Consider the following 24,076-nt stretch of genomic DNA (forward strand, 5'->3'; position numbering starts at 1 on the left):
CAGCTGGAAGCGATAGATCAAAAGCAGTTCGGGCACGCGCGTTTGTCGGGCTGGGCTGGTGGGAGTGGGGTGGCGGGACACGCCGTAAATCCATCCCTGGAGGCTCGTGGGCGCCTTGCTCGTTTGTGCAGTCCTGCACAAACGGCAAGACCAGGGTTGGGCGTCCTGCCCAACCCGTCCGGCGCATGCGCCGGACCCATGGCGCCCAACGGTCCCGCCAACCCACTCCCACCAGCCCCAGATACATTGCCGGCACTCGCAGAAAAATCTAAGGCAACAGCGCGTTCTTCGCTGAAGTTGTAGTGGTGTGCCAGGGCCTTCTTCGGTGGGCAACATGCGTTCGCCGCGCTGGCCAACCGTATCGGCAGTCGTTTGGGAACCGACCCTACCTCGTATCAATTGCCTGTGCCTGGCCTGCTTGTGCCGCTTGCTTCGCCTGCCCAAGGCTACCGATCAACTGTCGGGGGTGGGGCTGGGTGGGCTTGCGGGACCGTTGGGCGCCATGGATGGCGCTCACGAGCCTTATCTGACCGGAATCTGGCAGTTTAGGTGTCGAGAGCCGGCGTGGGCCGCCGTGTGAGCCTGGATCTCGACGATCGCCGTGTAGCTTGGCGCCCACGCCGGAATCTCCCTTGATCCGCCCGAACAGTTGCTGGAGCTGTCACTCGAAGCGATAAGACTGGGCAAGCGGGGGAGCTCTCGACCCTTCCAGACTATACGGAGTCGGGCGATGAACGGGATCGGGATTGATGTAAGCAAGCGCCGGCTGGATGTTGGAACCTCCGACGGCCAAACCCTGCAGGTCAGCAATGACCCCTCCGGTTTCGCTGAATTGGACCTCTGGCTGAGGAAGCGCCCGAGTAACCAGATCGTGCTGGAGGCCACCGGTGGCTATGAACAGCCTGTGCTGGAATTTCTGCACAAGGCCGGTCATCCGGTGGTTCGGGCCAATGCCTTGCGGGCGCGGAAGCTTGCTCAGGGGCTGGGACAGAGGGCCAAGACCGACCGCTTGGATGCCTATGCATTGGCACAGATGGCCGCGCTGGTGAAGCTGCCGGCCTATCAGCCGTTGGAGCCTTGGCAGCAGAAACTGCGGGAGTTTGTGCGGGCACGTCGACAGATGATCCAGGCCTTGGCCATCGCGCGACAGCAGCAGGAAATGGTGGGTGATCGTGAACTGCGCCGGCTTTTGCAGGCCAACATCACTCACCTGAAGACACTGGTCAAACGCCTGGGAAACCAGATTGCAGAGCAGCTCGCTCAACAGCCCCAGCTCACGGTTCTGAAGTCGATGAAGGGCGTGGGGCCGGTGGTACAGGCGGTGCTGGCCAGCTACCTGCCTGAGCTGGGCCATATCAGTGGAAAGGCCATCGCCAGCCTGGTGGGCGTGGCGCCGATGTCCCACGACAGCGGGACGATGCGTGGAAAACGAAGCATCCACGGCGGTCGAGCCGAGATCCGTCAGGTGCTTTACATGGCCGGCATGTCGGCCCTGCAGCACGAACCGCGCATACGGGACTTTTACCGGTCGCTACGGGCCCGCGGCAAGGAGGCCAAAGTGGCCATCGTGGCGGTAATGCGAAAGATGCTGGTGATCCTCAACGCCCGCGTGCGCGACGCTCAAAGCGGACCGATTCCCGCCTGAAGCGCGCCCGGGCACATCTCCAACGGCTGCCGGCCAGCGGCCGGCACTACCGTGCCCGTCTGCTGGAGGGGCCGAAGCCCCCTCCAGCAACACAGTTGCTACACGGACGTACTTGCGGCGTGTCCCGCGAGCCCACCCAGCCCCGCCCGGCCCGTCGCACGCGCCAACCAAAGCTTCGGCTCTACGCTTTGCGCTTTGCGCTCTGCGCTCTTCAAAAAGCTTCTAAAGAAAACCCCTCACCCCCGCCGCGACCGCCACACACTGTCGCCGATAAACAGCAACAGCCCGGTCCAGATCGCCGCAAAGCCAATCGCCTTGGCCGTATCGAACGGCTCGCGGAAGAAGAACACCCCCAGCAACAACCCCAGGCTCGGCGCGATGTACTGCAGGATCCCCACCAGCGACAGCGGAATCCGCTTCACCCCGTAGGCAAACCCGATCAACGGCAGCGCCGTCACCGCACCGCCCAGAATCAGCAGCGCATCATTCCTCCAGCCCCACCCGCTGAAAAAGCCCCCGCCGTGCCCGTTCTCGCTCCACAACGCAAACCCGATCGCCGGCAGGAACAGATACAGACTCTCCACCCCCAACCCCGCCACCGGGTCCACCGAAATCAGCTTCCGCAACAACCCATATAGCCCGAACGAACAGGCCAGCCCCAACGCAATCCACGGCGGCGTGCCCGCATCGTAGGTGAGCCACGCCACCCCCAACGCCGCACACCCCACCGCCAGCCACTGCAACCCGCGCAGCCGCTCCTTCAGCACCACCACCCCCAGCACAACGCTCACCAGCGGATTGATGAAATACCCCAGGCTCGTCTCGATCACATGGCCCGCATTGATCGCCCAGATGTACAGCCCCCAGTTGAACGCAATCGCCACACTGCTCAGCGCCAGCGTCGGCAGCGCCCGCTTCTGCGCCGCAATCTGCTTCCACCAGCCCGTCCCCGCGCTCAGCAGCAGCCAGGCCACCACCAGCACCGTGCTCCAGATGATCCGGTGCGCGATGATCTGCTGCGACGGCACCGCCTGCAGCAGGTGCCAGTACACCGGCACCAACCCCCACAGCGTGAACGTAAAGGCCGTGATCGCCAGACCGCGCCGTTGCTCCTGCAGGCTGTGCTGCGGCAACGCGCTCATTTCGCGCGCGTCCGGGCCAGCGTCAGCACCAGCACGCCCACCAGAATCACCACCATCGCCGCGATGTCATGCAGCCCGAAACGCTCGTGGCCGATCAACGCGCCCAGCATCACCGCGATCACCGGGTTCACATAGGCATAGCTGGCCGCCAGGGCCGGGCGCACGTTGTGCAGCAGCCACACATAGGCCGTGAACGCCACGATCGAACCGAACATGCACAGGTAGGCCACCGCCAACAGACCGTTCATGCTCGGCCACGTCGTCGGCCGCTCGCCCGTGGCCACGCCCAGCGCCACCAGCATCGCCCCGCCGCACAGCATCTGCCCGGCCGCGGTCATGAACGGGTTGGGCAGGTCCAGCCCGCGCGCCCAGACCGAACCGAAGGCCCACCCGATCGGCGCGATCAGCAGCAGGATCAACCCCTGCGGCGACGCCGTCAGGCTGCTGCCGGCGTTGAGCCAGACCACGCCCAGGAAGCCGATCGCGATGCCCAGCCACTCGCCACGGCTGGCGTGGGTGCCGCGCATCGCCCCGAACAGCGCCATCCACAACGGCACCGACGCCACCGCCGTGGCGGCCAGGCCCGACGACACCGTGCGCTCGGCCAGCACCACCATGCCGTTGCCCAGCACCAGCATGGTCAGGCCCATGATGGCCAAGTTGCGCCACTGGCGGCCGGTGGGCGCGGCCATCCCGCGCCAGCGCAGCACCGCGTACATCAGCGACCCGGCGATGATGAAGCGGGCGCCGGACACCATCGTCAGCGGCAGGGCGCCGCCCTCCAGCGCCAGCCGGATGCCCAGGTAGGTGGACCCCCAGACCACATACACCAGCAACAGGGCCAGTACGACAAGGCCGCTCCGGGGAGCAGCCGCTGAGGGTTCGGGCGAAGACATGGCACACCACCATCCGGGGGAACCCGGATTCTAGGCCACTGCGCCGCCCGGTTCACGAAGTAAAACGGCAAGCTGTGTCTGCTTTGGCCGCCCGGCGCGCCGATGTCGGGCACCTGTCGTTGACGTGCGGTAGGGTAACAAGGGTGACGCACTACCGTTTCCCAGCCAGGACACCCTCCCTGCATGAGCACCCCTTCCTCCTCCGCCGCCGTGGCACACCCCGAGCGGGCCGCGCTGCGGCGCTCGATCTCCAACACCCTCAAAGGCTCGGCCGGCAACCTCGTCGAGTGGTATGACGTCTACGTCTACTCCGTGTTCGCGGTGTATTTCGAATCGCAGTTCTTCTCGGCCGCCGACAAGAACTCCACCATGTACGTCTGGGCGATCTTCGCTGCCACCTTCCTGATGCGCCCGATCGGGGCGTGGTACTTCGGCCGTTTCGCCGACCGCTACGGCCGGCGCCTGGCGCTGACGGTCTCGGTCACGGTGATGGCCGGCTGTTCGTTCCTCATCGCCATCACCCCCACCGCCTCGCAGATCGGCATCTGGGCGGCGGTGATCCTGCTGTTCGCGCGCCTGCTGCAGGGCTTCGCCACCGGCGGTGAATACGGCACCAGCGCCACGTACATGTCCGAGGCCGCCATTCCCGGCCGGCGCGGCTTCCTGTCCTCGTTCCACTACGTCACCCTGGTGGGCGGCCACGTGTTGGCGCAGCTGACCCTGCTGGGCATGCTCACCTTCTGGGACAAGCCGCAGATCTCCGAATGGGGCTGGCGCATCGCCTTCGGCATCGGTGGCATCGCCGCCATCGTGGTGTTCTGGCTGCGCCGCAGCATGGACGAATCGCTGGAGGTGTCGTCCATCGAAGCGGCCAAGGAAGGGCGGGCCAAGGCGTCCGGCTCGATGTACGAACTGTTCGTGCACCAGTGGCGGCCGCTGCTGCTGTGCTTCCTGATCACCGCCGGTGGCACCGTGGCCTTCTACACCTACTCGGTGAACGGGCCGAAGATGATCCAGAGCGCGTTCGCCGGCACCGACGTGATGACCGGGACGCTGATCAACCTGGGCGTGCTGACCTTCCTGATGGTGCTGCAGCCCATTGGCGGCTGGTTGTCCGACATCGTCGGCCGCAAGAGCCTGCTGGTGTTCTTCGGCGTGGGCGGCGTGCTGTACAGCCACTACCTGATCACGGCACTGCCCCAGCAGCAGGATCCGCTGATGGCCTTCGTGATCCTGGCCATCGGCTTTGTGATCCTGACCGGCTACACCTCGATCAACGCGGTGGTGAAGGCCGAACTGTTCCCCACCCACGTGCGTGCACTGGGCGTGGGCTTCGGCTATGCCATGGCCAATTCGCTGTTCGGCGGCACCGCGCCGCTGCTCTACCAGGCGGCCAAGACCACCGACCGGGTGGGCCAGTTCGCGTGGTATGTCACCGCGATCATCGCGGTATCGCTGGTGGTGTACGTGTTCTTCCTGAAGAACAAGGGCCCCAACTGGCTGGACGGCACCCGCACCCAGCCGTAAGCGTTGCACCGTGGCGGGCCGCACGCGCGGCCCGCGCTTCAATCACGGCCGGCCGATCGCGTACCCTTCTCCGTGACCCTGCGCCGATGATGCGGCGCAGGGCACTGGATGACGCAGCAGAGGGACGTGGCGGTGCGGGGATGGATCCTGTGGATGTTGATCGGGCTGGGGCTGTTGGTCCCGGCCGTGGGCGGTGCCCGCGAATGTCGCGCCGGGCAGCCGGTGCCCGACCGCCACCCCAGCAGCGTGGCCGGCGTGCCTACCGCGCTGGAGCAGCAGGCGCATGCACTGGCCTGCGAACGCCTGGAGCAGCGCGACCGGCCCCTGCGGCCGTGGCTGAGACCGGTACACCATGCGTTGACCGGGGTGTTCCTGGGCGCGGCCCTGCTGTGCGCGGTCACCCTGTTCCGTCAGTGGCGCTGGCGGTATCGCGGGCGCGCGGGCGGTTACGCCTTCGTTGCGGCGGCCGCGCTGAGTGCCGGGATGTTGCTCAAGATCGCGGTGGCGGTCTATCGCGGGGTGACCTTGTCCAACGTGCGCGGGCCGCCGCGCTGGCTCTGGTACGAACTCTCGCCGGTGGCCTTCACCGTGCAACAGTGCATCGAGGCGGCCTTCGCGCTGGGGATGGTCGGCTTCGGGTGGGCCCTGCTGCGATTGGGGCGCCCGCTGCCGCCCCCGAACCCGCTGCCGCGCCGCGGGCCACGCCGTGGACCGCGCCGCCGCTGAGGCGCCTCAGCGGCGCGAGGCTTCGCTCTGCTCGCGTACCTTGCGGAACTCCGACCCTTCTTCCCAGTGCGGCCAGCGGCGGCTGTTGGCCAGCTCGGCGCCCAGGTCGTACACCAGCAGGGTATCGGCGGCATGGCCACTGGCATCCCAGGTGGGGGTCCACGCGTCGCAGGCCTGGTGGTAGCACGCGGCGAAGTAGGCATCGCGCAGTTCACGGCCCTTCTCCACGCCGCCGTCGGTCATGTCCAACCCCGGGCCGATGGTGATCGCCGGCACGCCCAGGCGGGCGAAGGCGAAGTGGTCGGCACGGTAGAAGAAGCCGGCCTCCAGGTTCGGGTCCGGCGAATAGCTGCGGCCGCGGGCCTTGGCCACGCGCTCCAGGTCGCCTTCCAGCGACACCCGGCCCTTGCCCCAGGACGCGATGTCACGGGTGGGGCCATCGGGGCTGAACATCTCGATGTTCAACACGGCGGCGGTCTTGTCCAGCGGGGCGAGCGGGTGCGCGGCGTAATAGCTGGCGCCGAGCAGGCCCTTCTCTTCAGCGGTCAGCGCCACGAAGTACAGCGTGCGCTGCGGTTGCGGGCCGGCGGCGAACACGCGGCCCAGCTCCAGCACGGTGGCCACGCCGGTGGCGTTGTCGATCGCGCCGCGACGGATGCGGTCGCCCTTGGCATCGGGCTGGCCGATACCGAACGCGTCCCAATGCGCGGAGAAGATCACCGCTTCATCGGCATGCGCGCCGCCGGGCAGCTTGGCCACCACGTTGCGGGTGATGACCTGCTCGCGTTTGAGCTTGAAGTCCACCGACAGGCGCGCGTCGCCCAGTGCCACCGGCTTGAACGCCGGGGTCATGGCCTTGCGCTTTTCGGCGTCGAAATCCAGGCCGGCGTCGCGGAACAACTGCTCGGCCAGGCTGCGCTGCATCCAGCCGCGCACCGGCACGTGCTGGGCCAGCGCCTGCTCGGGGGTGCGCTCGATGTCGAACAGCGGCGAGGTGCCCGAGCTCTTCACCGTGGCCCAGCCATACGCGGCCGGCGCGGTTTCATGCACGATCAGCACGCCCTGCGCGCCCCGGCGGGCGGCCTCTTCGAACTTGTAGGTCCAGCGGCCGTAGTAGGTCACCGCCTTGCCATCGAACGCGCCGGGCTGGTCGGCCTCGAAGTCGGCATCGTTGATCAGCACCACGGCGATCTTGCCGTGCAGGTCCACGTCCTTGTAGTCGTTCCACTGCCGCTCGGGTGCGTCGATGCCGTAACCGACGAACACCAGCGGTGCGTCCTTGATGGCCACCGCCTGCTGCGGGCGCAGGCTCTGCAGGGTCACGTCCTCGCCATTGGCCAGGGTGCGCGTGCTGCCCTTCTGGCGCAGCTGTGCACGCACCGGGCCCTCGACCTGGGCGCGCACCATCGGCACCGGCTGCACCCAGCTGCCGTCCACGCCGCCGGGCTGCAGGCCGTACTTCTTGAATTCTTCAATCAGGTACTGAACCGTGCGCTCTTCGCCCGGCGTCGCCGGGGCGCGGCCTTCGAAGTCGTCCGAGGCCAGGATGCGCACGTGCCGCGACAGTGCCTGCGGGTCGATGCCGCCGCCGGGCAGGTCATTGGCCGCGTGGGCCAAGCCACCTACGAACAGGCAGGACGACAGCAGCAACATGCGCATCGGATTCACGGCAGGCACCAGCACGGAAAGCAAGGGCCTGCGAGTGTAACGTGACACCTGCATGACCGTGCAGCCGACGCCGTGGTGGCGATGCCGGGAGCATCACAACCAACGGTCATGGCCTACCGGCGGTCGCGGTCCAGCCAGCAGGCCAGGCCCTGCGCATTGAGCTCGATGTCCATCGCCAGCACCTGCGTCACCGCCGCGTCGTCAAGCCGGCACCCGTGCGCCTGCGCGCGCTCCAGGTACAGCGCGGTCAACGCCGCCACCAGGCAGCGGTGGCGGTCGGGGCGCGCGTCGCACTGGTGCCCGATGTGGACCATGGCATCGATCTGCTCGACCAGGTCGGCGGCCAGTCTGGCCACGTCCTCGACGCGGCCGTAGTGGGTGAGGAACATCGCCTGCGGCGCAACCGCCAGCAGGCGCGCAATCGACTGCTTCAGCGGTTCCGGATCGAACTGCACCGGCGAGGAGGTGGGCACGATGAACGCGCCGCGGTCGCTGTCCAGCTCGCGGTAGGACAGCCCGAAGGTGTCGCCGGTGAACCATGCGCGGCTGCGCGCGTCCCACACGCACAGGTGGTGGCGCGCATGCCCGGGGGTGTCGATGCAGAGCAGACTGCGCCCGGCCAGATCCACCCGATGGCCGTCGTCGGCGATGACCACGCGGTCGGGGCTGACCGGCAGGATCGGGCCGTAGCTGTGCTCGATCTGCGTCTGCCCATACACCTCGGTCGCCCCGGCGATCAGCCGGGTTGGATCGACCATGTGCGGCGCACCGCGCGGATGCACCACCAGCCGGGCGTGCGGCAGTTGCTGCATCAGCAGCCCGGCACCGCCGGCGTGGTCCAGGTGCACGTGGGTGAGGATCAGCCAGTCCACCGCGTCCACGGCCAGCCCGGCGCGTTGCAGCGCGGCCAGCATCGCCGGCACGGCCAGGCCGGTGCCGCAGTCGATGAAGGCGGCGCGACCGTTCTCCACGACCAGGTAGGCCGCGTCGAAGCTGCCGCGTTGCATGAAGCCGGTATCAATGGTGTGGATGCTGGGGTCGAACGACATCGGATCATCCCGGGCGGATTACGCCTCCATCTTAGGACGATCCACCGGCCTGCTTCGATGCGGCTTTGGTCGCACGCTGGGCCAGCCACGAAGTGCGCAGCAGGATCGCGCCGACCAGCACCGCCAGGAATGCGCCATAGGCATACAGCACCGCCAGCACCTGGCGCCAGATCGGCCCGGCATCGGATTGCACCACGCCGATATGGTGGCCCCACAGCATCGCCGCGATGCTCAGCACGAAGGCCAGCAGCAGCGCGACCGCATCGAACCCGCGCCGCGCCGCATCACGCGGTTGCCGCGGGAACAGCCAGTACAGCGCACCCAGCAGCACGAACCAGGGCAGGAACAACAACAACGACAACCAGGCCATCGCAGTCTCCCCTTCAGGATGCCCGCATCATGCCACGTGCCCGAACCCGGTAGCGCCGGCCGCTGGCCGGCGCCACCTATCGCCGCGATCGCTTGGTTGCCGGCCAGCGGCCGGCACTACGGATCGCTGCGGCCGGCATTACCCGCGCAGTTCCTGCAATGCGGCCAGCACCACGTCCACTTCGGCGTCCAGCTTGAACAGCTCGCTCTGCAGGCCATCGCCGTGTTCGGTCTGCTTGAGCACGCCGATCAACTGGCCGGCATCGCGCGGCGAATCGAAGCCCTCGCTCTGGATCAGCAGGCTGCCGTCACCGGCCAGCAGCTTGAAGTAGAACCGGCCGTCCTGCTCACGGTACTGCTTGAACAGCGGCGGTGCCGCGCGCGCTTCGGTGGCATCGTCACCGGCGATGTCGCCGGCGCTGGACAGGTCACGCAGGCCCACCGCATGGCGCAGTTCCTTCAGCAGCGGCACGGCGTACTGCTCGCGCAGCTGCTGGCCACGGCGGCGCAGCAGCGCCTCGATCTTTTCCGGCTCGGCCATCAGCGCCTCGTAGCGCTCGCGCAGCGGGGTGAGCTCGGCGTCGATGCGCTCGAACAGCTGCTGCTTGGCATCGCCCCAGCTGATGCCGTCGGCGAAGGCCTGGGCGAACGCGGCGGTCTGTTCGGCGCTGGCGAAGGCCTGGTACATCTGGAACAGCGCCGAGCCGTCGGTGCTCTTCGGCTCGCCCGGTGCGCGCGAATCGGTGAGGATGGAGAACACCAGCTTCTTCAGCTCCGCGCGCGGGGCGAACAGCGGAATGGTGTTGTGGTAACTCTTGCTCATCTTGCGCCCGTCCAGGCCGGCCAGGGTGGCCACCTGTTCGTCGATCACCACCTCCGGCAGCGGGAAGTACGCCTTGCCGTACACGTGGTTGAAGCGCTGGGCGAAATCACGCGCCATCTCGATGTGCTGGATCTGGTCGCGGCCCACCGGCACGCGGTTGGCCTTGAAGATCAGGATGTCGGCGGCCATCAGCACCGGGTACATGAACAGCCCCGCGCTGATCCCGGCGTCCTCGTCCAGCTGCTCCTCGCGGTTCTTGTCCACGGCCGCCTTGTAGGCATGCGCGCGGTTGAGGATGCCCTTGCTGGCGATCGCGGTGAGGAACCACATCAGCTCGGTGGTTTCGGGAATGTCGCTCTGCCGGTAGAACCACACCTTGTCCGGGTCCAGCCCGCAGGCCAGCCAGCTGGCCGCGATCTCCAGGGTCGAACGCTGGGTGCGTTCGGGCTCCTGCGCCTTGATCAGGCTGTGCAGGTCGGCCAGGAAGAAGAAGCTCTCGATCTCCGACGCCTGGCTGGCCGCGATGGCCGGGCGGATGGCGCCCACATAGTTGCCCAGGTGGGGGGTGCCGGAGGGGGTGATGCCGGTAAGAACGCGGGTGGTCATAGGGGGGATCATTACGGACAGGTGAACCAGACCAGTTTACCTGCCCGCGCCCAACCCCGTTGGCAGCGGTAGGCCGTTCAACCCATCACCCCAACGTGGAGCCGTGCCATGAAACGCCTGTTGCTGCCCCTGCTTGCCGTGCTGGCCCTGTGCGGCTTCCGCCCGGCCCCGCTGCCCCCGCGCCTGGATCCCGGCCCGGTCTACCTGACCGTGCTGGACCGCGATGCGGGCACCACGCTGCCGCAGTACCGCGACGGCAGCCAGCGCTGGATCGCCGGGGAGAAGGGCCACCGCTACAGCGTGCGGCTGCGCAACCACAGCGCCGAGCGGGTGCTGGTGGTGGTGTCGGTGGATGGCCTGAACGCCATCAGCGGCGAGGTGGCCGCGCCCGGCCAGACCGGCTACGTGCTCAACCCCTGGCAGACGGCCGACATCAGCGGCTGGCGCAAATCGCAGGACGAGGTGGCGCAGTTCGTGTTCACTTCGCCCGGCAAAAGCTACGCCGGGCGCACCGGCCGCCCGGACAACATCGGGGTGATCGGCATCGCGGTGTTCCGCGAAGCCGGCGCCGTGCTGACCACGCCCGCGCTCAAGCCCGTGCCGGGGCGCCGCCGTTTGTCCACGCAGGAGGCCGGCGCGCAGGCCGAAGCCATGGCTGACAGCAGCGCGCGTGGCTCGGCTGCGCCTGCACCGGCTGCACCCGCCCAGCGGCTGGGCACCGGGCATGGCGCGCGCGAAACCTCGCAGGTCCGCGATACCACCTTCGAACGTTCCACTGACTACCCGGTGCAGCAGACCGAACTGCGCTACGACAGTGCCAGCAACCTGCGCGCACGCGGCATCCTGCCGGTGCAGCCGCCGCGCCAGGACGGTCCGCGCGCGTTCCCGTCGCAGTACGTGCCCGATCCGCCGGGCGACGGTCGCCGCTGAGCGGGGCACATGCATCCCAAAAAAAACGGGCCGCAATGCGGCCCGTTTCGTTTCATACACCCGGTGAAGCTGTGGCTGGCACGTGCGTGCCGGCATCACTTGTAATCTGGGTAGTCCTTGCGAATGGCGGTTTCGAAGTCGCGGACCTCGGTTTCGGCGCGGTCGCGGGCCCAGCCATAGCGTTCCTGCAGGCGACCGGCCAGGTATTCGGCGTTGCCTTCGGCTACCTTGAAATCGTCATCGGTGAGGTCGCCCCACTTGGCCTGCGCCTTGCCCTTGAGCTGCGTCCACTTGCCGGAAATGATGTCTTTGTTCATGGGTTCGCTTCCTTGATTGCAACGGCACCTTCGCCGCACGGACAGAATGCGATGGACGACGTTCGGTGGCGGTCAAGCGCGGATGAAACGCATGCTCACGTGGTTGAACAGGTGCTGGCGGGCGGCATGCGACAGACGCGAAAAAGGCCGGGAGTTCCCGGCCTTTTTCGGTGCAGCCTGATCGCGTGGATCAGTTGGTCTTGGCGGCGTCTTCGACCTTCTCGCCGGCCTTCTGCACGTCCTTGCCAGCACCGGCAACGGTGTTGCAGCCGGACAGCATGGCTACCGAGAACATCGACAACAGCATCAGTGCAATAACACGCTTCATGGGGTTCTCCTGTTTGTACCTACGTCGACACCGGAATCCGGTCCCACCTGTCAGATGAATCGGCGAATGCACAGTGCGCGTGGCCGATCCTCTTCCTGATCGCGGTGACGTCGTGGCTGTTTCCAGCACCGCCGCCGCGTGACGTGCAATCTGGCGGGAGACGCGTGCAGCGAATGTGAACGCACCGCGCCAGCGTTCAGCAAACCGCAGGAAAGCCCCGGCCGGCGGGGTCTTCAGTCGCGCATCAAGGTGGATTTTCCGAACAGGCTTTCCACCAGGTCCACGGCCAGCACGGCAGTGCTGTTGCGGTTGTCCAGCAGCGGATTGAGTTCCACGATGTCCAGCGACCCCATGCGGCCGGTGTCGGCGATCATCTCCATCACCAACTGCGCCTCGCGGTAGTTCACCCCGCCCGGCACCGTGGTGCCCACGCCCGGAGCGATGCTGGGGTCCAGGAAGTCCACATCGAAACTGACATGCAGGTGAGTGTTGTCGTCGATGCCGTGCAGCGCCGCTTCCATGGTGCGCTTCATGCCGGCTTCGTCGATGTAGCGCATGTCATACACCTCCACCTGGTGCTGCTTGATCAGCCGCTTCTCTTCCTGGTCCACCGAGCGGATACCAATCTGGTGCACCTGCTGCGGGCGGATCGCCGGGGCATCGCCGCCCAACCGGGTCAGCGCGTCCGGGCCCAGCCCACACAGGCAGGCCACCGGCATGCCGTGCACGTTGCCCGACGGGGTGACCTCGCTGGTGTTGAAATCCGAATGCGCATCCAGCCACAGCACGCGCAGGGTCTTGCCCTGCTCGCGGCACCAGCGCGCCACCGCGGTGATCGAACCGATGCCCAGGCAATGGTCGCCGCCGAGCATGATCGGCATGCGGCCGGCCTGCAGTTCGGCGTAGGTGGCGTCCATCAACGCGCGGTTCCACGCCACCACCTCGTCCAGGTGGCGATAGCCCTCCACCGGCGCGGTCCACGGGTTGCGCGGGCCGTCCAGGTTGCCCAGGTCGCGCACATCCACGCCACGCGCGGCAAGCGCGTCGCCCAGGCCGGCGATGCGCAGTGCATCCGGGCCGAGACCGGCGCCGCGATGGCCCGCGCCGATGTCGGTGGGAACGCCGATCAGGGAAACCGGGGGATACGTGGCCATGGGGTGCCTCCTGCAAATGCGAAAAAAGAGCCACAGTCTAGCCAGACGGGTGCAGGGTCACTCGCGGCGGTGCAGCAGGCCGGCACAAGGTAACGACGCGAGGCACGCGATGATCGGGCGTGCTCGGCCCACTAGGGATTGAAAAACCGTGTCCTGCATTGAACTGACGCCGTCGAAACCGACCCTGCGATTCCCTGTCGCCGCGTTTGCCGAGCATGGCGTAGCTGTTGGCGAGGACGGCGTGCGCCGGTGGGGCATGGACCACTGCATGGCTGCTGCACTACGGAACGGCGGCGTGCACATGGAATTCGGTGTTGGCCAAGGGCACGCGCCCGCCTGGACGCCGAAGTGCCTGGCCAACCAGCAGGTGGCCGGTATGCAGATCTGCGCAGATGATGGTGCCGCTTATCCGAATCGAACGGATGACCTACTGTTTACAAGACAGTTGCTCTACCAACTGAGCTAAAGCGGCATGGCGCGCGGCGATTCTAACGCACCCGCGCACAGTCGAGCGAGCGTTGCTGGGCCGCACCGCTGCGTTGCCGGGCGACGCTGGCATCGGCCGGGGCTGCCAGGGTCGCGTCCAGCCACCATTGCGCGCTGCCGTCGCCACCACTGGCGATCAGGCGGGCGTTGAAGCCGGCGGCACTCAGCGCGGCCATGCGGCGTTCGGCGCCCTCGCGGTTGCGGTACTGGCCCAGGGCAATGGCGTTGGTCTCTTCACCGTTGGCGATGATGTAGTAGTCACTCAGACCGGCGGCGACGATGCGCTTGACCGTGGCCTGGGCGTCCTCGCGGCTGGCGGCCGCGGGCAGGACCACCCGGTAGCGGGTAGCCCCGGCATCGGCTACCTCGCGCAGACGCGCGCCACGCAGCGTGCCACCGGCCTTGGCCTGCGCGGCCTGGGCCGCGGCGCGGTCGGTGAACGGGCCCAGGCTCACGCACTGGGCAGGCGCGGCAGGCACGGGTGCAGGTGCTTGGGCTACGGCCGCTGCGGGCGCAGGCGACGCGGCAACGGGCGCAGACGCCACCGCGGTGGCGGCGGGAGATTCGGTAGCCGGTGCCTTGGCCGGCGCAGCGGCCGGCGGTGGCGGCACGGGTGCCGGCGTCACGTCATCCAGCGCCGCGGCGGGCGGGCTGGCAATGGCGGCGCCTGTGGGCGCACTCGCACTGGCAGGCAGCAGCTGCAGCTGGGCCACCCCGGTGGTCGGTGGCGGCGGCGCGGGCGCCGGTTCGCCCCGCAACATCCACCACAACGCCACCCCCAGGTTGAGGATGGCCAGCACGACGATCAGGGCACGGGTCAGCATGCGGCGATCCTACCGTGTGCCTGCCGGCTGATGCACGGCCCAGCGCGCCAGGCCGTCGAGCACCAGCGCAGGCTGGTAATGCGCATCCTCCAGCAGCGGCATCAGCGCGGGCGCGCCGCCGCCATGCACCAGCAGCGCCGGCACGTGTCCCAGCAGCCGGGTCGCCTGTGCGCGACTGCGTTCAATCAGGGCCACCGCTGCACCGTCGCAACCGGAGGCAAGCGCGTCGGCCGTGTCATCGGCGAACTCGCTGTAGTCACCGCCGGTGGGCGGCAACTGCACCGCGCGCGCATGCAGCGCTTCGCGCATGGTCGTGGGCGATGCGGCGATGCGGCCGCCGTGGTGCAGGCCATCGGCGTCCAGCAGGTCGATGGTCAACGCGGTGCCCACCCCGGCCACCACCACCGCCTCACCGCGCTCTGCGGCGGCCAGCAGCGCCAGGAAGCGGTCCACGCCGAACTTCGCCGGGTCGGCATAGGCCACCCGCACACCCGCACAGCGGGCCTCGGTACGGGCCACCCGCACCTCGCGGAAGCGGCCCTGCAGAATCGCCAGCATGCTGCGGGTGAGGGTCGGCGCGGCGACGCTGGCCACATAGGCGACATCGCCACTGGGCAATGCCTGCAGCTGCTCGGCGGGCATGGTCTCGGCACCGTGCGGCCAGGCCTGCACATCGCCGGCGCGCACACCCTGCAGCGGCGCGAATTTGAACCGCGAATTGCCGAGGTCGAACAACCAGTCGCTCATTGCGCCCTCACGCTGACTTCGCCTGCATGCACGTGCTGCTCCACCCCGTCGATGCGCACGCGCAGCGCGCCATCGTCGGCCAATCCGAGCGCGGTACCTTCGCGCCATTGCCCGCCCTGCTCGACGCGCACGGTCTGGCCGCGCAGCAGATCCAGTTCGGCATAGCGCGGCAGGAACGGCGCCAGGCCTTCGGCATCAAACGTCTCCAGCGCGGGCAACAGCCGCGCCAGCACCGCCGCAACCACGGCATTGCGGTCCACCGGCGCGCCGGCCAGCGTGTCCAGGTCGATCCAGGGCTGGGTGATCTGTTCGGCGAAGGCGGCCGGCATGTGCACGTTGATGCCAATCCCGATCACCGCCCGCGCCGGCCCGGCATATTCGCCGCCGCCCTCGGCGAGCAACCCCACCAGCTTGCGCCCGTCGACCATCAGGTCGTTGGGCCACTTCAGCCGCGCCTGCACATAGCCCAGGTCGTGCAGTGCTTCGGCCACCGCGATGCCGGCCACCAGGCTCAGGCCGCTCAGGCGCACCAGCCCGCCGGAGAACAGCCGCAGCACCGACAGGTACACATGCGCGGCCAACGGCGAGGCCCAGGTACGCCCGCGCCGACCCCGACCGCCGGTCTGGCGCTCGGCCAACAGGACGCGAACGCCCTGTTCAGGCGCGCTGCACCGCAGCAATTCGGCGTTGGTGGAGTCCACCGTCCACGCCACCTGCAGGTCGCGCACCAGGGCCTGGGCGTCCTTCGGCAAGCGGGCGCGGATGGCATCGGCGTCCAGCAGGTCCATCGGCCGGGTCAGGCCGTAGCCTTCGCCCGCGCGCCCCTCCACTTCGACGCCAGCAGCTCTAAGTCCTTGAATCCGCTTCCAAATCGCGGCCCGAGTCACGCCCAGCTCATGGGCCAGGGCGTCGCCGGACAGGCGCCCGGCGCCCAGTTTGGCCAGCAGTTGGCGGTCGTCCACGGCAGCTTCCATCAGGTGATCGGCAAAAGTATGCGGGAAAGCCCCGCCGCTTGCCTGCCGGGCGGGGTTCCAATCACGGCCCTGAATCGGGCTAGAATCGAAGACTGACCCGCCCTTCCGGATGTCGACGATGCGCCCGTTCGCCCATTGCCTGATCCTGCTGATGGCCCCCTTGGCCGCGCATGCTTCCGATGCGCTGACCAGCACGGGGCGGGGCGGCTGTGTGTATTCGCCGGCCGAAAGCGAGCGCACCGCACCGGCGGCGGCACCTGCCGCACGCGCACCGGCCGTGAAGCCGAGCGCGGCCAGCGGCACCAGCAGCGGGGGTGGCGGCGACGACGACGTCCTGCCGCGCCTGCGCGCGCCGAAATGGCACAGCTTCCTGCCGGGCATGTTCCGCTGATCGAACGTATGTGGGGTTGGCTGCGGCGCACGCCGCGCGCGATTGATCCGGTTCTGTGGCAGCAAAGCTGCCAGCGTGGGCCGTGGCTGCAGGGACTGGACGCACCACGCCGCGACCGACTGTCCGGCCTGGCTGCGCGCTTCCTGCATGAAAAAACCATCAGCCCAGTGGGTGGCCTGGTTCTGGATGACAGCGATGCGGTCCTGCTGGCCGCGCTGTGCTGCCTGCCGCTGCTGGAACTGGGCGAGGTGGGCCTGCGCGGCTGGTCGCAGTTGATCGTGTATCCGGACGCGTTCCGCGTACAGCGCAGCCACGTGGACGCGGCCGGCGTGCTGCACCAGTGGGACGACGAGCTGATTGGCGAATCGTGGGACAGCGGTCCGCTGATTCTGTCCTGGGCCGATATCCAAGCCGACATCGCCGATCCGCATGCGGGCTACTGCGTGGCCGTGCATGAGATGGCGCACAAGATCGATGCGCTGGATGGGGCGATCGACGGCACCCCACCGCTGCCGCGCGAGTGGCAGCGCGAATGGGCGAAGGATTTCCAGGCGGCGTATGACACGTTCTGCGCCCGGGTGGACCGTGGCCGGGAGACGCTGATCGACCCGTATGCGGCGGAAGCGCCCGAAGAGTTCTTCGCGGTGGCGACCGAATACCACTTTTCTGCGCCGGATCTGTTGGCGCAGGAGATGCCGGGCGTGGCCGCGCATCTGCGTCGGTTTTATGGGGCTTCGCCGGGATTGCCGGGTACCGACCAACGGTCGGTGCCTACCGCGGTGCGCTGATCGTTTTTCGTACCGACCAACGGTCGGTACCTACCGTGGGATGTTGGGGGGTTTTCGTACCGGCCCCGGGGTTGGCGCGTTGGCCACGTCCGGTAGGCATCGACCGTTGGTCGATGCATTGCCGGCACCCGCGCGGCGATCACGGCCCCGGCGGCAACTTCACTTCGAACCGCGCACCACCCAGCTCGGGCGAGCGCTTGACCTGCAGTTCGCCGCGGTAATCCTTGATCAGGTCCTGCACGATCGACAGGCCGATGCCATGGCCCTGCACGCGCTCGTCGCCGCGGACGCCCCGCTGCAGCACCTTGGCGATGTCTTCCGGGGCGATGCCCGGGCCGTCGTCGTCCACCGACAGCACCAGCCCGGCGCGGCGTGCGCCCGGCGCCGGCAACGGCTTGGCGGTGAGCAGCACGCGGCGCTTGGCCCACTTGAAGGCGTTTTCCAGCAGGTTGCCGAGCAGTTCCTGCAGGTCGCCCGGCTCACCGTGGAAGCGCGCGCCTTCGTCGATATCGAATTCGCACAGCACGCCCTTGCCGGCGTACACCTTCTCCAGCCCGCGCACGATTTCCTCGGCGTTGGACTCGATCGGCAGCGGTGCCGAGAACAGCTTGTGCCCCGACGAGGCCGCACGCGCCAGCTGGTAGGACACCAGGTTGTTCATGCGCCGCAGCTGCACGTCGAACTCCTGGCGCAGGTCCTGGTCCTGCGCGCCGCTGTCGAGCTGCGTACGCAGCACCGCCAGGGGTGTTTTCAGGCTGTGCGCAAGATCGGCCAGGGTGTTGCGCTGGCGCTCGAGATTCTCGCGCTCACTTTCAATGAAGGCGTTGATGCTGTCGGTCAGCGGTTCCAGCTCGCGCGGATGGCGCTCGCTCATGCGCTCGGTCTCGCCGCGCTGGACCTTGGTCAACTCGGTGATCACGCGCCGCATCGGGCGCAGGCTCCACTGCAGAATCACCGTCTGCAGCATCAGCAGGATCAAGCCGGCGCCGCCCATCCAGAACCAGACGCGGCCGCGGAACACGCGCAGCTGCGCGCCAAGCGCGCGCGAGTCTTCCATCACGTAGATGGTGTACGGGAATTCAGTGGCCGGGTCGGCGTCGGCATCCCACACCAGGCCCAGCCCGTAGCGGTACACCGAGCCTTGGCTGCCATCGATCTGGATCATCGGCAGCGGGCCCTCGAACACCTCCTGGCGCGGGGCCAGCAGGCCACCGCCCACGGTGGGCAGCATCGGGCCTTCGGCGGACATCGAGTTGCCCTTGCCGCCGGGCATCACCACCTGCAGGTACAGACCGCTGCCGGGCACGTCGAAACGTGGATCCGGCGGCTGTTCGCGGATGTACAGCGAGCGGTCGCGGGTGAAGTCGATGCCGGCCGCATAGGCGGTGGCATAGTTCTTCAGCCGCTCGCGCAGGTTGGCGCGCGCGGTGTCGGCGAAGGCCGCATCCAGCGCGTAGCCGGCGATGGCCAGAAACGCGACCAGGCCGACCGAGGCGGCCAGCAGCTGGCGCGCCTGCAATGAGCGCGGCCGCCAGCGTTTAAAGAACCACAGACGGCCTGACATCATCCCTTCGCCCGGCTAGCGGCTCAGCCCTCGTTGCGCGGAATGGCGAAGCGGTAGCCCCGGCCACGCACGGTTTCGATCGGCTTGAGTTCGCCGTCGGCATCGAGCTTCTTGCGAAGGCGGCCGATGAACACTTCCAGCACGTTGGAGTCGCGGTCGAAATCCTGCTGGTAGATGTGTTCGGTGAGGTCGGCCTTGGAGACCAGTTCACCGGCATGCATCATCAGGTATTCCAGCACCTTGTACTCGTAGCTGGTGAGGTCCACGTTGCTGCCGCTGACGCTGACCGTCTGCGCGGCAAGATCCAGCGCAACCGGCCCGCATTCCAGCGTGGGCTTGCTCCAGCCAGCGGCACGGCGCAGCAGCGCATTGACGCGGGCCAGCAGTTCCTCGACATGGAACGGCTTGACCAGGTAATCGTCGGCGCCCTGCTTGAGCCCTTCGACCTTGTCCTGCCAGCTCGAGCGTGCGGTAAGGATCAGCACGGGGAATTTCTTGCCCTCATCGCGCAGCGCCTTGATCAGTTCCATGCCCGACATCTTGGGCAGGCCGAGATCGATGATGCCAACGTCGAACGGCACTTCGCGGCCCATGTACAGACCTTCCTCACCGTCCTGCGCAGCGTCGACGGCAAAACCTTCGCGCTTGAGCCGGGCGGCCAGGGTTTCCCGCAGCGGGGCTTCGTCTTCGACCAGAAGGATACGCATGAACTCTCCCTAGTGTCCTGGGTATGGCCGGGGGCCAGTGGAATACAGTTGATTACGACAACTATCCCTGTTCAGGGGTTATCGCCGCGTAGTGAAGACATATCCGATCGCGGTGCGCGGGGCTGTGAACGCGCCGGCGCGGGGTCGTCCATGTAGCGGACCCGACCACGATCGTCCATGTATTTGACCCGGTTGATGTCGCGGCCGTCGTAGGGCACCCGTTCGGCACCCAGGATGTGGCCGCCAGTGGTGCGCTGGACGCGGCGGACCGCGTCGGACAGCGAACGTTCCGGCGCTGCCCCGCGTGCGGCCCGCACCATGGCCTCACCGCGTGCCGGATCCGGGGTCGGTTCCTGCGCCGACACACTGCCGATGGAGGCAGCGGCGCCCGTCGCCAGCAGGGCGAGGACGGCAAGACGGCGTTGGCGGGTCACGGAGAGCATCGGTTTGATCCTAGCGGAGCACAGCGAAACGTTCAAAAGTTGTGAATCGGAGCCGCCGACCTGGGCCGGCGCTTTACGAATCTTTAGCGAATTCTTGGTTTTACGCAGTGAATCCGGTCTGAACTTTTCCGGTCGCACCTCGGCGCCGTTCATCTAAGTGAACATTGGCGGCTAAAGTGGGTGCCTTGTCAAGCCGACAAGGTGACGCGCCTCACGCGGCGACGCGTTCGGCCTGGGCGCGGGTCACCGCCAGCGCCTGCTCGATCAGCGCCCAATCGGCGCCCGCGCGGTGCGAACCCTCGCTGAGCACCTGGCGGAACGCGCGGCCCCCGGGCTGGCCGTGGAACAGGCCGAGCAGGTGACGGGTGATGTGCTTCAGGGCCAGGCCGCGGCCGAGCTGCGCCTCGATGTACGGGCGCATGGCGCGCAACAGTGCCTCGCGCGGCTGCACGGGCGCACCGGTCTGGGCGGCCTCCAGCTGATGCAGCACGTAGGGGTCGTGGTAGGCCGCGCGGCCCAGCATCACCCCGTCCAGCGCCGGCAGCTGCGCCTGCGCCGCCTCCACGGTGGCCAAGCCCCCGTTGAGCACGATCTGCAGCGCCGGGCGGTCGGCCTTGAGCCGGTGGGCCCAGTCGTAACGCAGCGGCGGCACTTCGCGGTTTTCCTTCGGCGACAGCCCCTTCAGCCACGCATTGCGGGCGTGCACGATGAACATTGCACTGCCCGCGTTGGCAGACTGATCGACGAAGTTGCGGAAGGTTTCGTAGTCGTTGTCTTCATCCACGCCCAGGCGGCACTTCACCGTGACCGGGATGTCCACCGCCGCGACCATGGCCGCCACGCACTCGGCCACCAGGGCCGGCTCGCGCATCAGGCAGGCACCGAAGCGCCCGGCCTGGACCCGGTCGGACGGGCAGCCGCAGTTGAGGTTGACCTCGTCATAGCCCCAGTCCTGGGCGATGCGGGCAGCCTGCGCGAGCAGGGCCGGATCGCTGCCCCCCAGCTGCAGGGCCAGCGGATGCTCGCTGCCATCAAAGCCGAGCAGGCGTTCGCGGTCGCCATGGATCACCGCGTTGGCGTGCACCATCTCGGTGTACAGCCGCGCACCCGGGGCCAGCAACCGGTGGAACACCCGGCAATGGCGGTCCGTCCAGTCCATCATCGGGGCGACGGACAAGCGCAGGGAGGCGGCGTAACGTGCGGCGGCGTCGGTGGCGGGCAGGGTCATCGGGCGGAGCGTCGGATACTGCTGGCATTGCCAGCGCAATCAATAGTTTACCTGCTTGGAATGAACGTTGCCCGCAGGCAGGGGCATGTCGTCAGGCATTGACACGTGCGAGGAACTGCGAAACATTTATGAACTAGACATGAAGTCAACATGGGGGGGACATGAAGTCAGCAAGACCTGTTGTGGTTGGCGTTGGCGTTGCCGCACTTTTGATTGCAGCCGCTGTTACATGGACAACACGTGGGCTACCCAACGCGAAGCAATCCCATGCGGCTGGTTCTTCTTCAGAGCAGCCCGTCAGCCTCGGGTCGGACAAGGCTCCAGTTGCGCGCGCGCCTATCGCTAGTCGCTCATCGGGCTCCGCTTCAAGTGCCTCCCCACGTATTGGGGATGCTCTTTCCGGCGCGAAGACCGAAGCCGACGTGGCGTGGTTGGTGCGCAATGGATATCCCTCAACTGAAGCGGCCCGCGATGCTTTGCTTCGACGAGGTGCGAGAGGCCCACTCGAGCAAGCCGAGCTACTGGATCCCACTGCGATCCTGGACGCAGAACAGCTAGCACTTCTTGACTCCTCCCGACGCACGGAAGCGATGGAGTTTCTGGCTGCTTCTGCACAGTCTGGGTCGATCTACGCACTAGAGACCATCGCGCGGATTCATGAGGATGGTGTAGATGGCATTTCTGACCCCGTACGAGCTTCAGCCTATCGAAAGGCAGCTGAGTTACGAGGCAGTTGGCCGGCAGGATTGGTCAACGGCCGGTCAAAGCTGACGCCACAGCAAGAGATGTACGCGACCCTGATGGCGCACCAGGTTATTGCGAATATTGAGGTGGACCGGCAGAAAAATGGACTGCCTCCACTTGGAATCGATAGCCGCCCAGGATTGAACGATCTAATTTCGGAAATCGCAAAGAGCGGCGCACCTGCATCTCGCTGAGATCGCTGCTTCGACTCATTCGCATTACCCGCCAGTCGCCGTCAGGGCGCCGACGGCGTCAGGTACTCATGGAAGGTGCCCGAAGGAGCGTATGTCATGCGGTACAAGCTTGCTTTTCCGTTTCTTTTGCTCGCGTCGGCGGCAGCAGTTGCGTGTGCCGTAAGTGCTCTCATGAGCGCCCCCATTAAAGTCAACGCCGCAAACACGGTCGCCGCTCACTGGCGCACCATCGGCGATGAACTGCAATCGCAATTTGGATCTGCGCTTCGGGACGTAGAGCTCAACGTAAAAGTGCCCCTTCAGCTGTGCGCTGCTTTTGGAGTAGCATGCGCGCCCCCTGTTGAAACGAACATGCACAAACCCTGCGGCAAGACCATGAAAGAAGCGGCAAATGATATCGCCAATGGCGCCAACGATGGCGGCGGTGGAATAGGCGGGGACTGGGGCGGATCAGGTGACAGCGGGGGTAGTGGCAGCAACCCTTGGGAAGGGTGTTTCTCTGGGACGCAAACGGGGACAGCATGCACTTCAGCCGGTGGCGGTGCTGAGCACTGTGTTTCGACCTCGATCCCCATTCTGGAATGCCCAGGCATGGGGTAATTTGTCCCACTGAGAAGCGCGGCTCATGCCGCGCTTCTCAGGCCACGATGGCGTTAACCGCCGCTGGAAGCAGTCACCTGAATGCGTTTGCAGTGCGCTTGGTCCTTGTCGCCCAAATTCAAGCGAGAATGCATCGCCCCGCACCGCAAGACACAGAATGTCCCCTTCCCGCCCACGCCCGTTCGACCCCACCACCGAACAAGGCGTGCTGCGCCTGTCCATCGCCGCCTCGCTGGCGATGGCGGCCGCCGCCGTGGTGTTTGGCTTCCTGGCCAACTCGTCGCTGATCATCTTCGACGGCATCTACGGGTTGATCGACGTGGTGATGACCTGGCTGTCGCTGCTGGTGGTGCGGCTGATCAGTATGTCGACCAACGTGGACACCCTGCAGTCGCGCTTGAACCAGCGCTTCACCATGGGCTTCTGGCACCTGGAACCGATCGTGCTGGGGGTGAGCGGCACGCTGATGATCGGCGCGGCGTTGTACGCGGCGGTCAATGCGGTGGACGCGCTGATGTCGGGCGGGCGCGAGATCGCGTTGGGGCCGGCGATCCTGTTCGCGGTGCTGTCGATCATTGCCGAGATCGGGCTGGCGGTGTTCATCCGGCGCGTCAACCGCAGCATCGGCTCGGAGTTCATCGCGCTGGACGGCAAGAACTGGGTGGTCTCGGCCAGCATGTCGGCGGCCTACCTGGTCGCCTTCATCGGCGGCTGGCTGCTGGGCGGCACGCACTGGGCCTGGCTGGTGCCCTACATCGATCCGGCCATCCTGCTGGTGGTGTGCCTGTTCGTGATGGTGGCGCCGCTGGGCACGGTGCGACAGGCGCTGTCGGACATCCTGCTGATCACCCCGGTGGACCTGCAGGCGCACGTGGATGCCGTGGCGCGCGACATCGTGGCCCGGCACGGTTTCCTGGAATACCGCAGCTACGTGGCCAAGGTGGGGCGTGGCGAGCAGATCGAGTTGTTCTTCGTGGTGCGCGCCGACGATCCGCCGCGTGCACTGCTGGAATGGGACCGCCTGCGCGATGAGATCGGCGAGGCGCTGGGCGAGGAATCCACCGACCGGTGGCTGACGATCATGTTCACCACCGATCGGGAGTGGGCGATCTGACGTGTGCCCGTCGTGCACGCGCATTTGGAGCAACACCGTCTCCTGTCGAGGCATAGTCACTGCCGCACTGAACGTCGATTTCCATCCCGCCA

At 67.1% G+C, this 24,076-nt stretch carries 25 protein-coding genes and 1 tRNA gene; 9 read left to right on the top strand and 17 right to left on the bottom strand.

Annotated elements, in window-relative coordinates; all coding sequences use genetic code 11:
• Nucleotides 1–730 precede the first annotated feature (730 nt).
• Nucleotides 731–1,645 carry an IS110 family transposase gene (locus DX03_RS18450; RefSeq protein ID WP_038691051.1) on the top strand — a complete coding sequence of 305 codons (915 nt, stop codon included), beginning with the start codon at nucleotides 731–733 and terminating at the stop codon, nucleotides 1,643–1,645.
• A gap of 236 nt (nucleotides 1,646–1,881) precedes the next feature.
• Here the strand turns inward: DX03_RS18450 and rarD are convergent, their stop codons facing one another.
• Both rarD and yedA read right to left on the bottom strand, forming a co-directional pair.
• On the bottom strand, nucleotides 1,882–2,787 hold the full coding sequence (gene rarD, locus DX03_RS18455; protein ID WP_038691052.1) for an EamA family transporter RarD: 906 nt from the start codon (nucleotides 2,785–2,787) through the stop codon (nucleotides 1,882–1,884).
• Complete coding sequence (yedA, locus tag DX03_RS18460; RefSeq protein WP_038691054.1) at nucleotides 2,784–3,683, bottom strand: drug/metabolite exporter YedA; 900 nt, start codon at nucleotides 3,681–3,683, stop codon at nucleotides 2,784–2,786. Before yedA ends, rarD begins: the two co-directional genes overlap by 4 nt.
• A gap of 183 nt (nucleotides 3,684–3,866) precedes the next feature.
• On the opposite strand from yedA, the gene DX03_RS18465 reads away from it, so the two are divergent.
• Both DX03_RS18465 and DX03_RS18470 read left to right on the top strand, forming a co-directional pair.
• On the top strand, nucleotides 3,867–5,210 hold the full coding sequence (locus tag DX03_RS18465) for an MFS transporter (RefSeq protein WP_038691065.1): 1,344 nt from the start codon (nucleotides 3,867–3,869) through the stop codon (nucleotides 5,208–5,210).
• Between the two features lie 108 nt (nucleotides 5,211–5,318).
• Nucleotides 5,319–5,936 (top strand): hypothetical protein, encoded by a 618-nt coding sequence (locus tag DX03_RS18470; RefSeq protein ID WP_185753393.1) that lies wholly within the window; start codon nucleotides 5,319–5,321, stop codon nucleotides 5,934–5,936.
• Nucleotides 5,937–5,942: 6 nt separating this feature from the next.
• On the opposite strand, the gene DX03_RS18475 is transcribed toward DX03_RS18470, so the two are convergent.
• The 4 genes from DX03_RS18475 to DX03_RS18490 form a co-directional block, all read right to left on the bottom strand.
• Complete coding sequence (locus DX03_RS18475) at nucleotides 5,943–7,595, bottom strand: M28 family metallopeptidase (RefSeq protein WP_038692627.1); 1,653 nt, start codon at nucleotides 7,593–7,595, stop codon at nucleotides 5,943–5,945.
• Nucleotides 7,596–7,717: 122 nt separating this feature from the next.
• A complete protein-coding gene (locus DX03_RS18480; protein ID WP_038691069.1) occupies nucleotides 7,718–8,653 on the bottom strand; it encodes an MBL fold metallo-hydrolase in 936 nt (311 codons plus the stop codon).
• 31 nt (nucleotides 8,654–8,684) lie between these two features.
• Nucleotides 8,685–9,023 (bottom strand): hypothetical protein, encoded by a 339-nt coding sequence (locus tag DX03_RS18485; protein WP_038691071.1) that lies wholly within the window; start codon nucleotides 9,021–9,023, stop codon nucleotides 8,685–8,687.
• A gap of 138 nt (nucleotides 9,024–9,161) precedes the next feature.
• The gene (locus DX03_RS18490) at nucleotides 9,162–10,451 is read right to left on the bottom strand and encodes a tryptophan--tRNA ligase (RefSeq protein ID WP_038691073.1); all 1,290 of its coding nucleotides are present in this window, start codon (nucleotides 10,449–10,451) and stop codon (nucleotides 9,162–9,164) included.
• 108 nt (nucleotides 10,452–10,559) lie between these two features.
• On the opposite strand from DX03_RS18490, the gene DX03_RS18495 reads away from it, so the two are divergent.
• On the top strand, nucleotides 10,560–11,381 hold the full coding sequence (locus DX03_RS18495) for a hypothetical protein (protein ID WP_038691075.1): 822 nt from the start codon (nucleotides 10,560–10,562) through the stop codon (nucleotides 11,379–11,381).
• A gap of 95 nt (nucleotides 11,382–11,476) precedes the next feature.
• On the opposite strand, the gene DX03_RS18500 is transcribed toward DX03_RS18495, so the two are convergent.
• From DX03_RS18500 to birA, 7 genes are all read right to left on the bottom strand, one after another.
• A complete protein-coding gene (locus DX03_RS18500; RefSeq protein WP_038691077.1) occupies nucleotides 11,477–11,698 on the bottom strand; it encodes a CsbD family protein in 222 nt (73 codons plus the stop codon).
• A 190-nt stretch (nucleotides 11,699–11,888) separates the two neighbouring features.
• Nucleotides 11,889–12,026 carry an entericidin A/B family lipoprotein gene (locus DX03_RS18505; protein WP_038691079.1) on the bottom strand — a complete coding sequence of 46 codons (138 nt, stop codon included), beginning with the start codon at nucleotides 12,024–12,026 and terminating at the stop codon, nucleotides 11,889–11,891.
• A gap of 233 nt (nucleotides 12,027–12,259) precedes the next feature.
• Complete coding sequence (gene rocF / locus DX03_RS18510; RefSeq protein WP_038691081.1) at nucleotides 12,260–13,180, bottom strand: arginase; 921 nt, start codon at nucleotides 13,178–13,180, stop codon at nucleotides 12,260–12,262.
• A 396-nt stretch (nucleotides 13,181–13,576) separates the two neighbouring features.
• A tRNA-Thr gene (locus DX03_RS18515) sits at nucleotides 13,577–13,652 on the bottom strand.
• A 16-nt stretch (nucleotides 13,653–13,668) separates the two neighbouring features.
• Nucleotides 13,669–14,490 carry an SPOR domain-containing protein gene (locus DX03_RS18520; protein ID WP_038691083.1) on the bottom strand — a complete coding sequence of 274 codons (822 nt, stop codon included), beginning with the start codon at nucleotides 14,488–14,490 and terminating at the stop codon, nucleotides 13,669–13,671.
• 9 nt (nucleotides 14,491–14,499) lie between these two features.
• Nucleotides 14,500–15,237, bottom strand: coding sequence for a type III pantothenate kinase (locus DX03_RS18525; RefSeq protein WP_038691085.1), 738 nt, complete (start codon nucleotides 15,235–15,237; stop codon nucleotides 14,500–14,502).
• A complete protein-coding gene (birA, locus tag DX03_RS18530) occupies nucleotides 15,234–16,199 on the bottom strand; it encodes a bifunctional biotin--[acetyl-CoA-carboxylase] ligase/biotin operon repressor BirA (RefSeq protein WP_038692629.1) in 966 nt (321 codons plus the stop codon). Before birA ends, DX03_RS18525 begins: the two co-directional genes overlap by 4 nt.
• A 130-nt stretch (nucleotides 16,200–16,329) precedes the next feature.
• Here birA and DX03_RS18535 point away from each other — a divergent pair, with 130 nt between their 5' ends.
• Nucleotides 16,330–16,602 (top strand): hypothetical protein, encoded by a 273-nt coding sequence (locus tag DX03_RS18535; protein WP_038692631.1) that lies wholly within the window; start codon nucleotides 16,330–16,332, stop codon nucleotides 16,600–16,602.
• Nucleotides 16,569–17,390: a M90 family metallopeptidase gene (locus DX03_RS18540; protein ID WP_051598924.1), complete on the top strand. Its 822-nt coding sequence runs from the start codon at nucleotides 16,569–16,571 to the stop codon at nucleotides 17,388–17,390. Before DX03_RS18535 ends, DX03_RS18540 begins: the two co-directional genes overlap by 34 nt.
• A 139-nt stretch (nucleotides 17,391–17,529) precedes the next feature.
• On the opposite strand, the gene DX03_RS18545 is transcribed toward DX03_RS18540, so the two are convergent.
• The 4 genes from DX03_RS18545 to dusA form a co-directional block, all read right to left on the bottom strand.
• Nucleotides 17,530–18,954 carry an ATP-binding protein gene (locus tag DX03_RS18545; protein WP_038692635.1) on the bottom strand — a complete coding sequence of 475 codons (1,425 nt, stop codon included), beginning with the start codon at nucleotides 18,952–18,954 and terminating at the stop codon, nucleotides 17,530–17,532.
• Between the two features lie 23 nt (nucleotides 18,955–18,977).
• Nucleotides 18,978–19,661: a response regulator transcription factor gene (locus DX03_RS18550; protein ID WP_038691087.1), complete on the bottom strand. Its 684-nt coding sequence runs from the start codon at nucleotides 19,659–19,661 to the stop codon at nucleotides 18,978–18,980.
• Nucleotides 19,662–19,732: 71 nt separating this feature from the next.
• Nucleotides 19,733–20,104, bottom strand: a complete 372-nt coding sequence (locus DX03_RS18555; protein ID WP_038691089.1) for a hypothetical protein — start codon at nucleotides 20,102–20,104, stop codon at nucleotides 19,733–19,735.
• Between the two features lie 211 nt (nucleotides 20,105–20,315).
• Entirely contained in the window at nucleotides 20,316–21,332 is a 1,017-nt protein-coding gene (dusA, locus tag DX03_RS18560) for a tRNA dihydrouridine(20/20a) synthase DusA (RefSeq protein ID WP_038691091.1), read from the bottom strand.
• A 161-nt stretch (nucleotides 21,333–21,493) separates the two neighbouring features.
• Between dusA and DX03_RS21295 the strand changes: the two genes are divergently transcribed.
• From DX03_RS21295 to DX03_RS18565, 3 genes are all read left to right on the top strand, one after another.
• Entirely contained in the window at nucleotides 21,494–22,270 is a 777-nt protein-coding gene (locus DX03_RS21295; RefSeq protein ID WP_185753394.1) for a hypothetical protein, read from the top strand.
• Between the two features lie 96 nt (nucleotides 22,271–22,366).
• The gene (locus DX03_RS21300; protein ID WP_185753395.1) at nucleotides 22,367–22,870 is read left to right on the top strand and encodes a hypothetical protein; all 504 of its coding nucleotides are present in this window, start codon (nucleotides 22,367–22,369) and stop codon (nucleotides 22,868–22,870) included.
• Between the two features lie 157 nt (nucleotides 22,871–23,027).
• A complete protein-coding gene (locus DX03_RS18565; RefSeq protein ID WP_038691093.1) occupies nucleotides 23,028–23,984 on the top strand; it encodes a cation diffusion facilitator family transporter in 957 nt (318 codons plus the stop codon).
• The last annotated feature ends 92 nt before the right edge of the window (nucleotides 23,985–24,076 follow it).

It is taken from the genome of Stenotrophomonas rhizophila, from assembly GCF_000661955.1.
Classification (GTDB): Bacteria; Pseudomonadota; Gammaproteobacteria; order Xanthomonadales; family Xanthomonadaceae; genus Stenotrophomonas; species Stenotrophomonas rhizophila.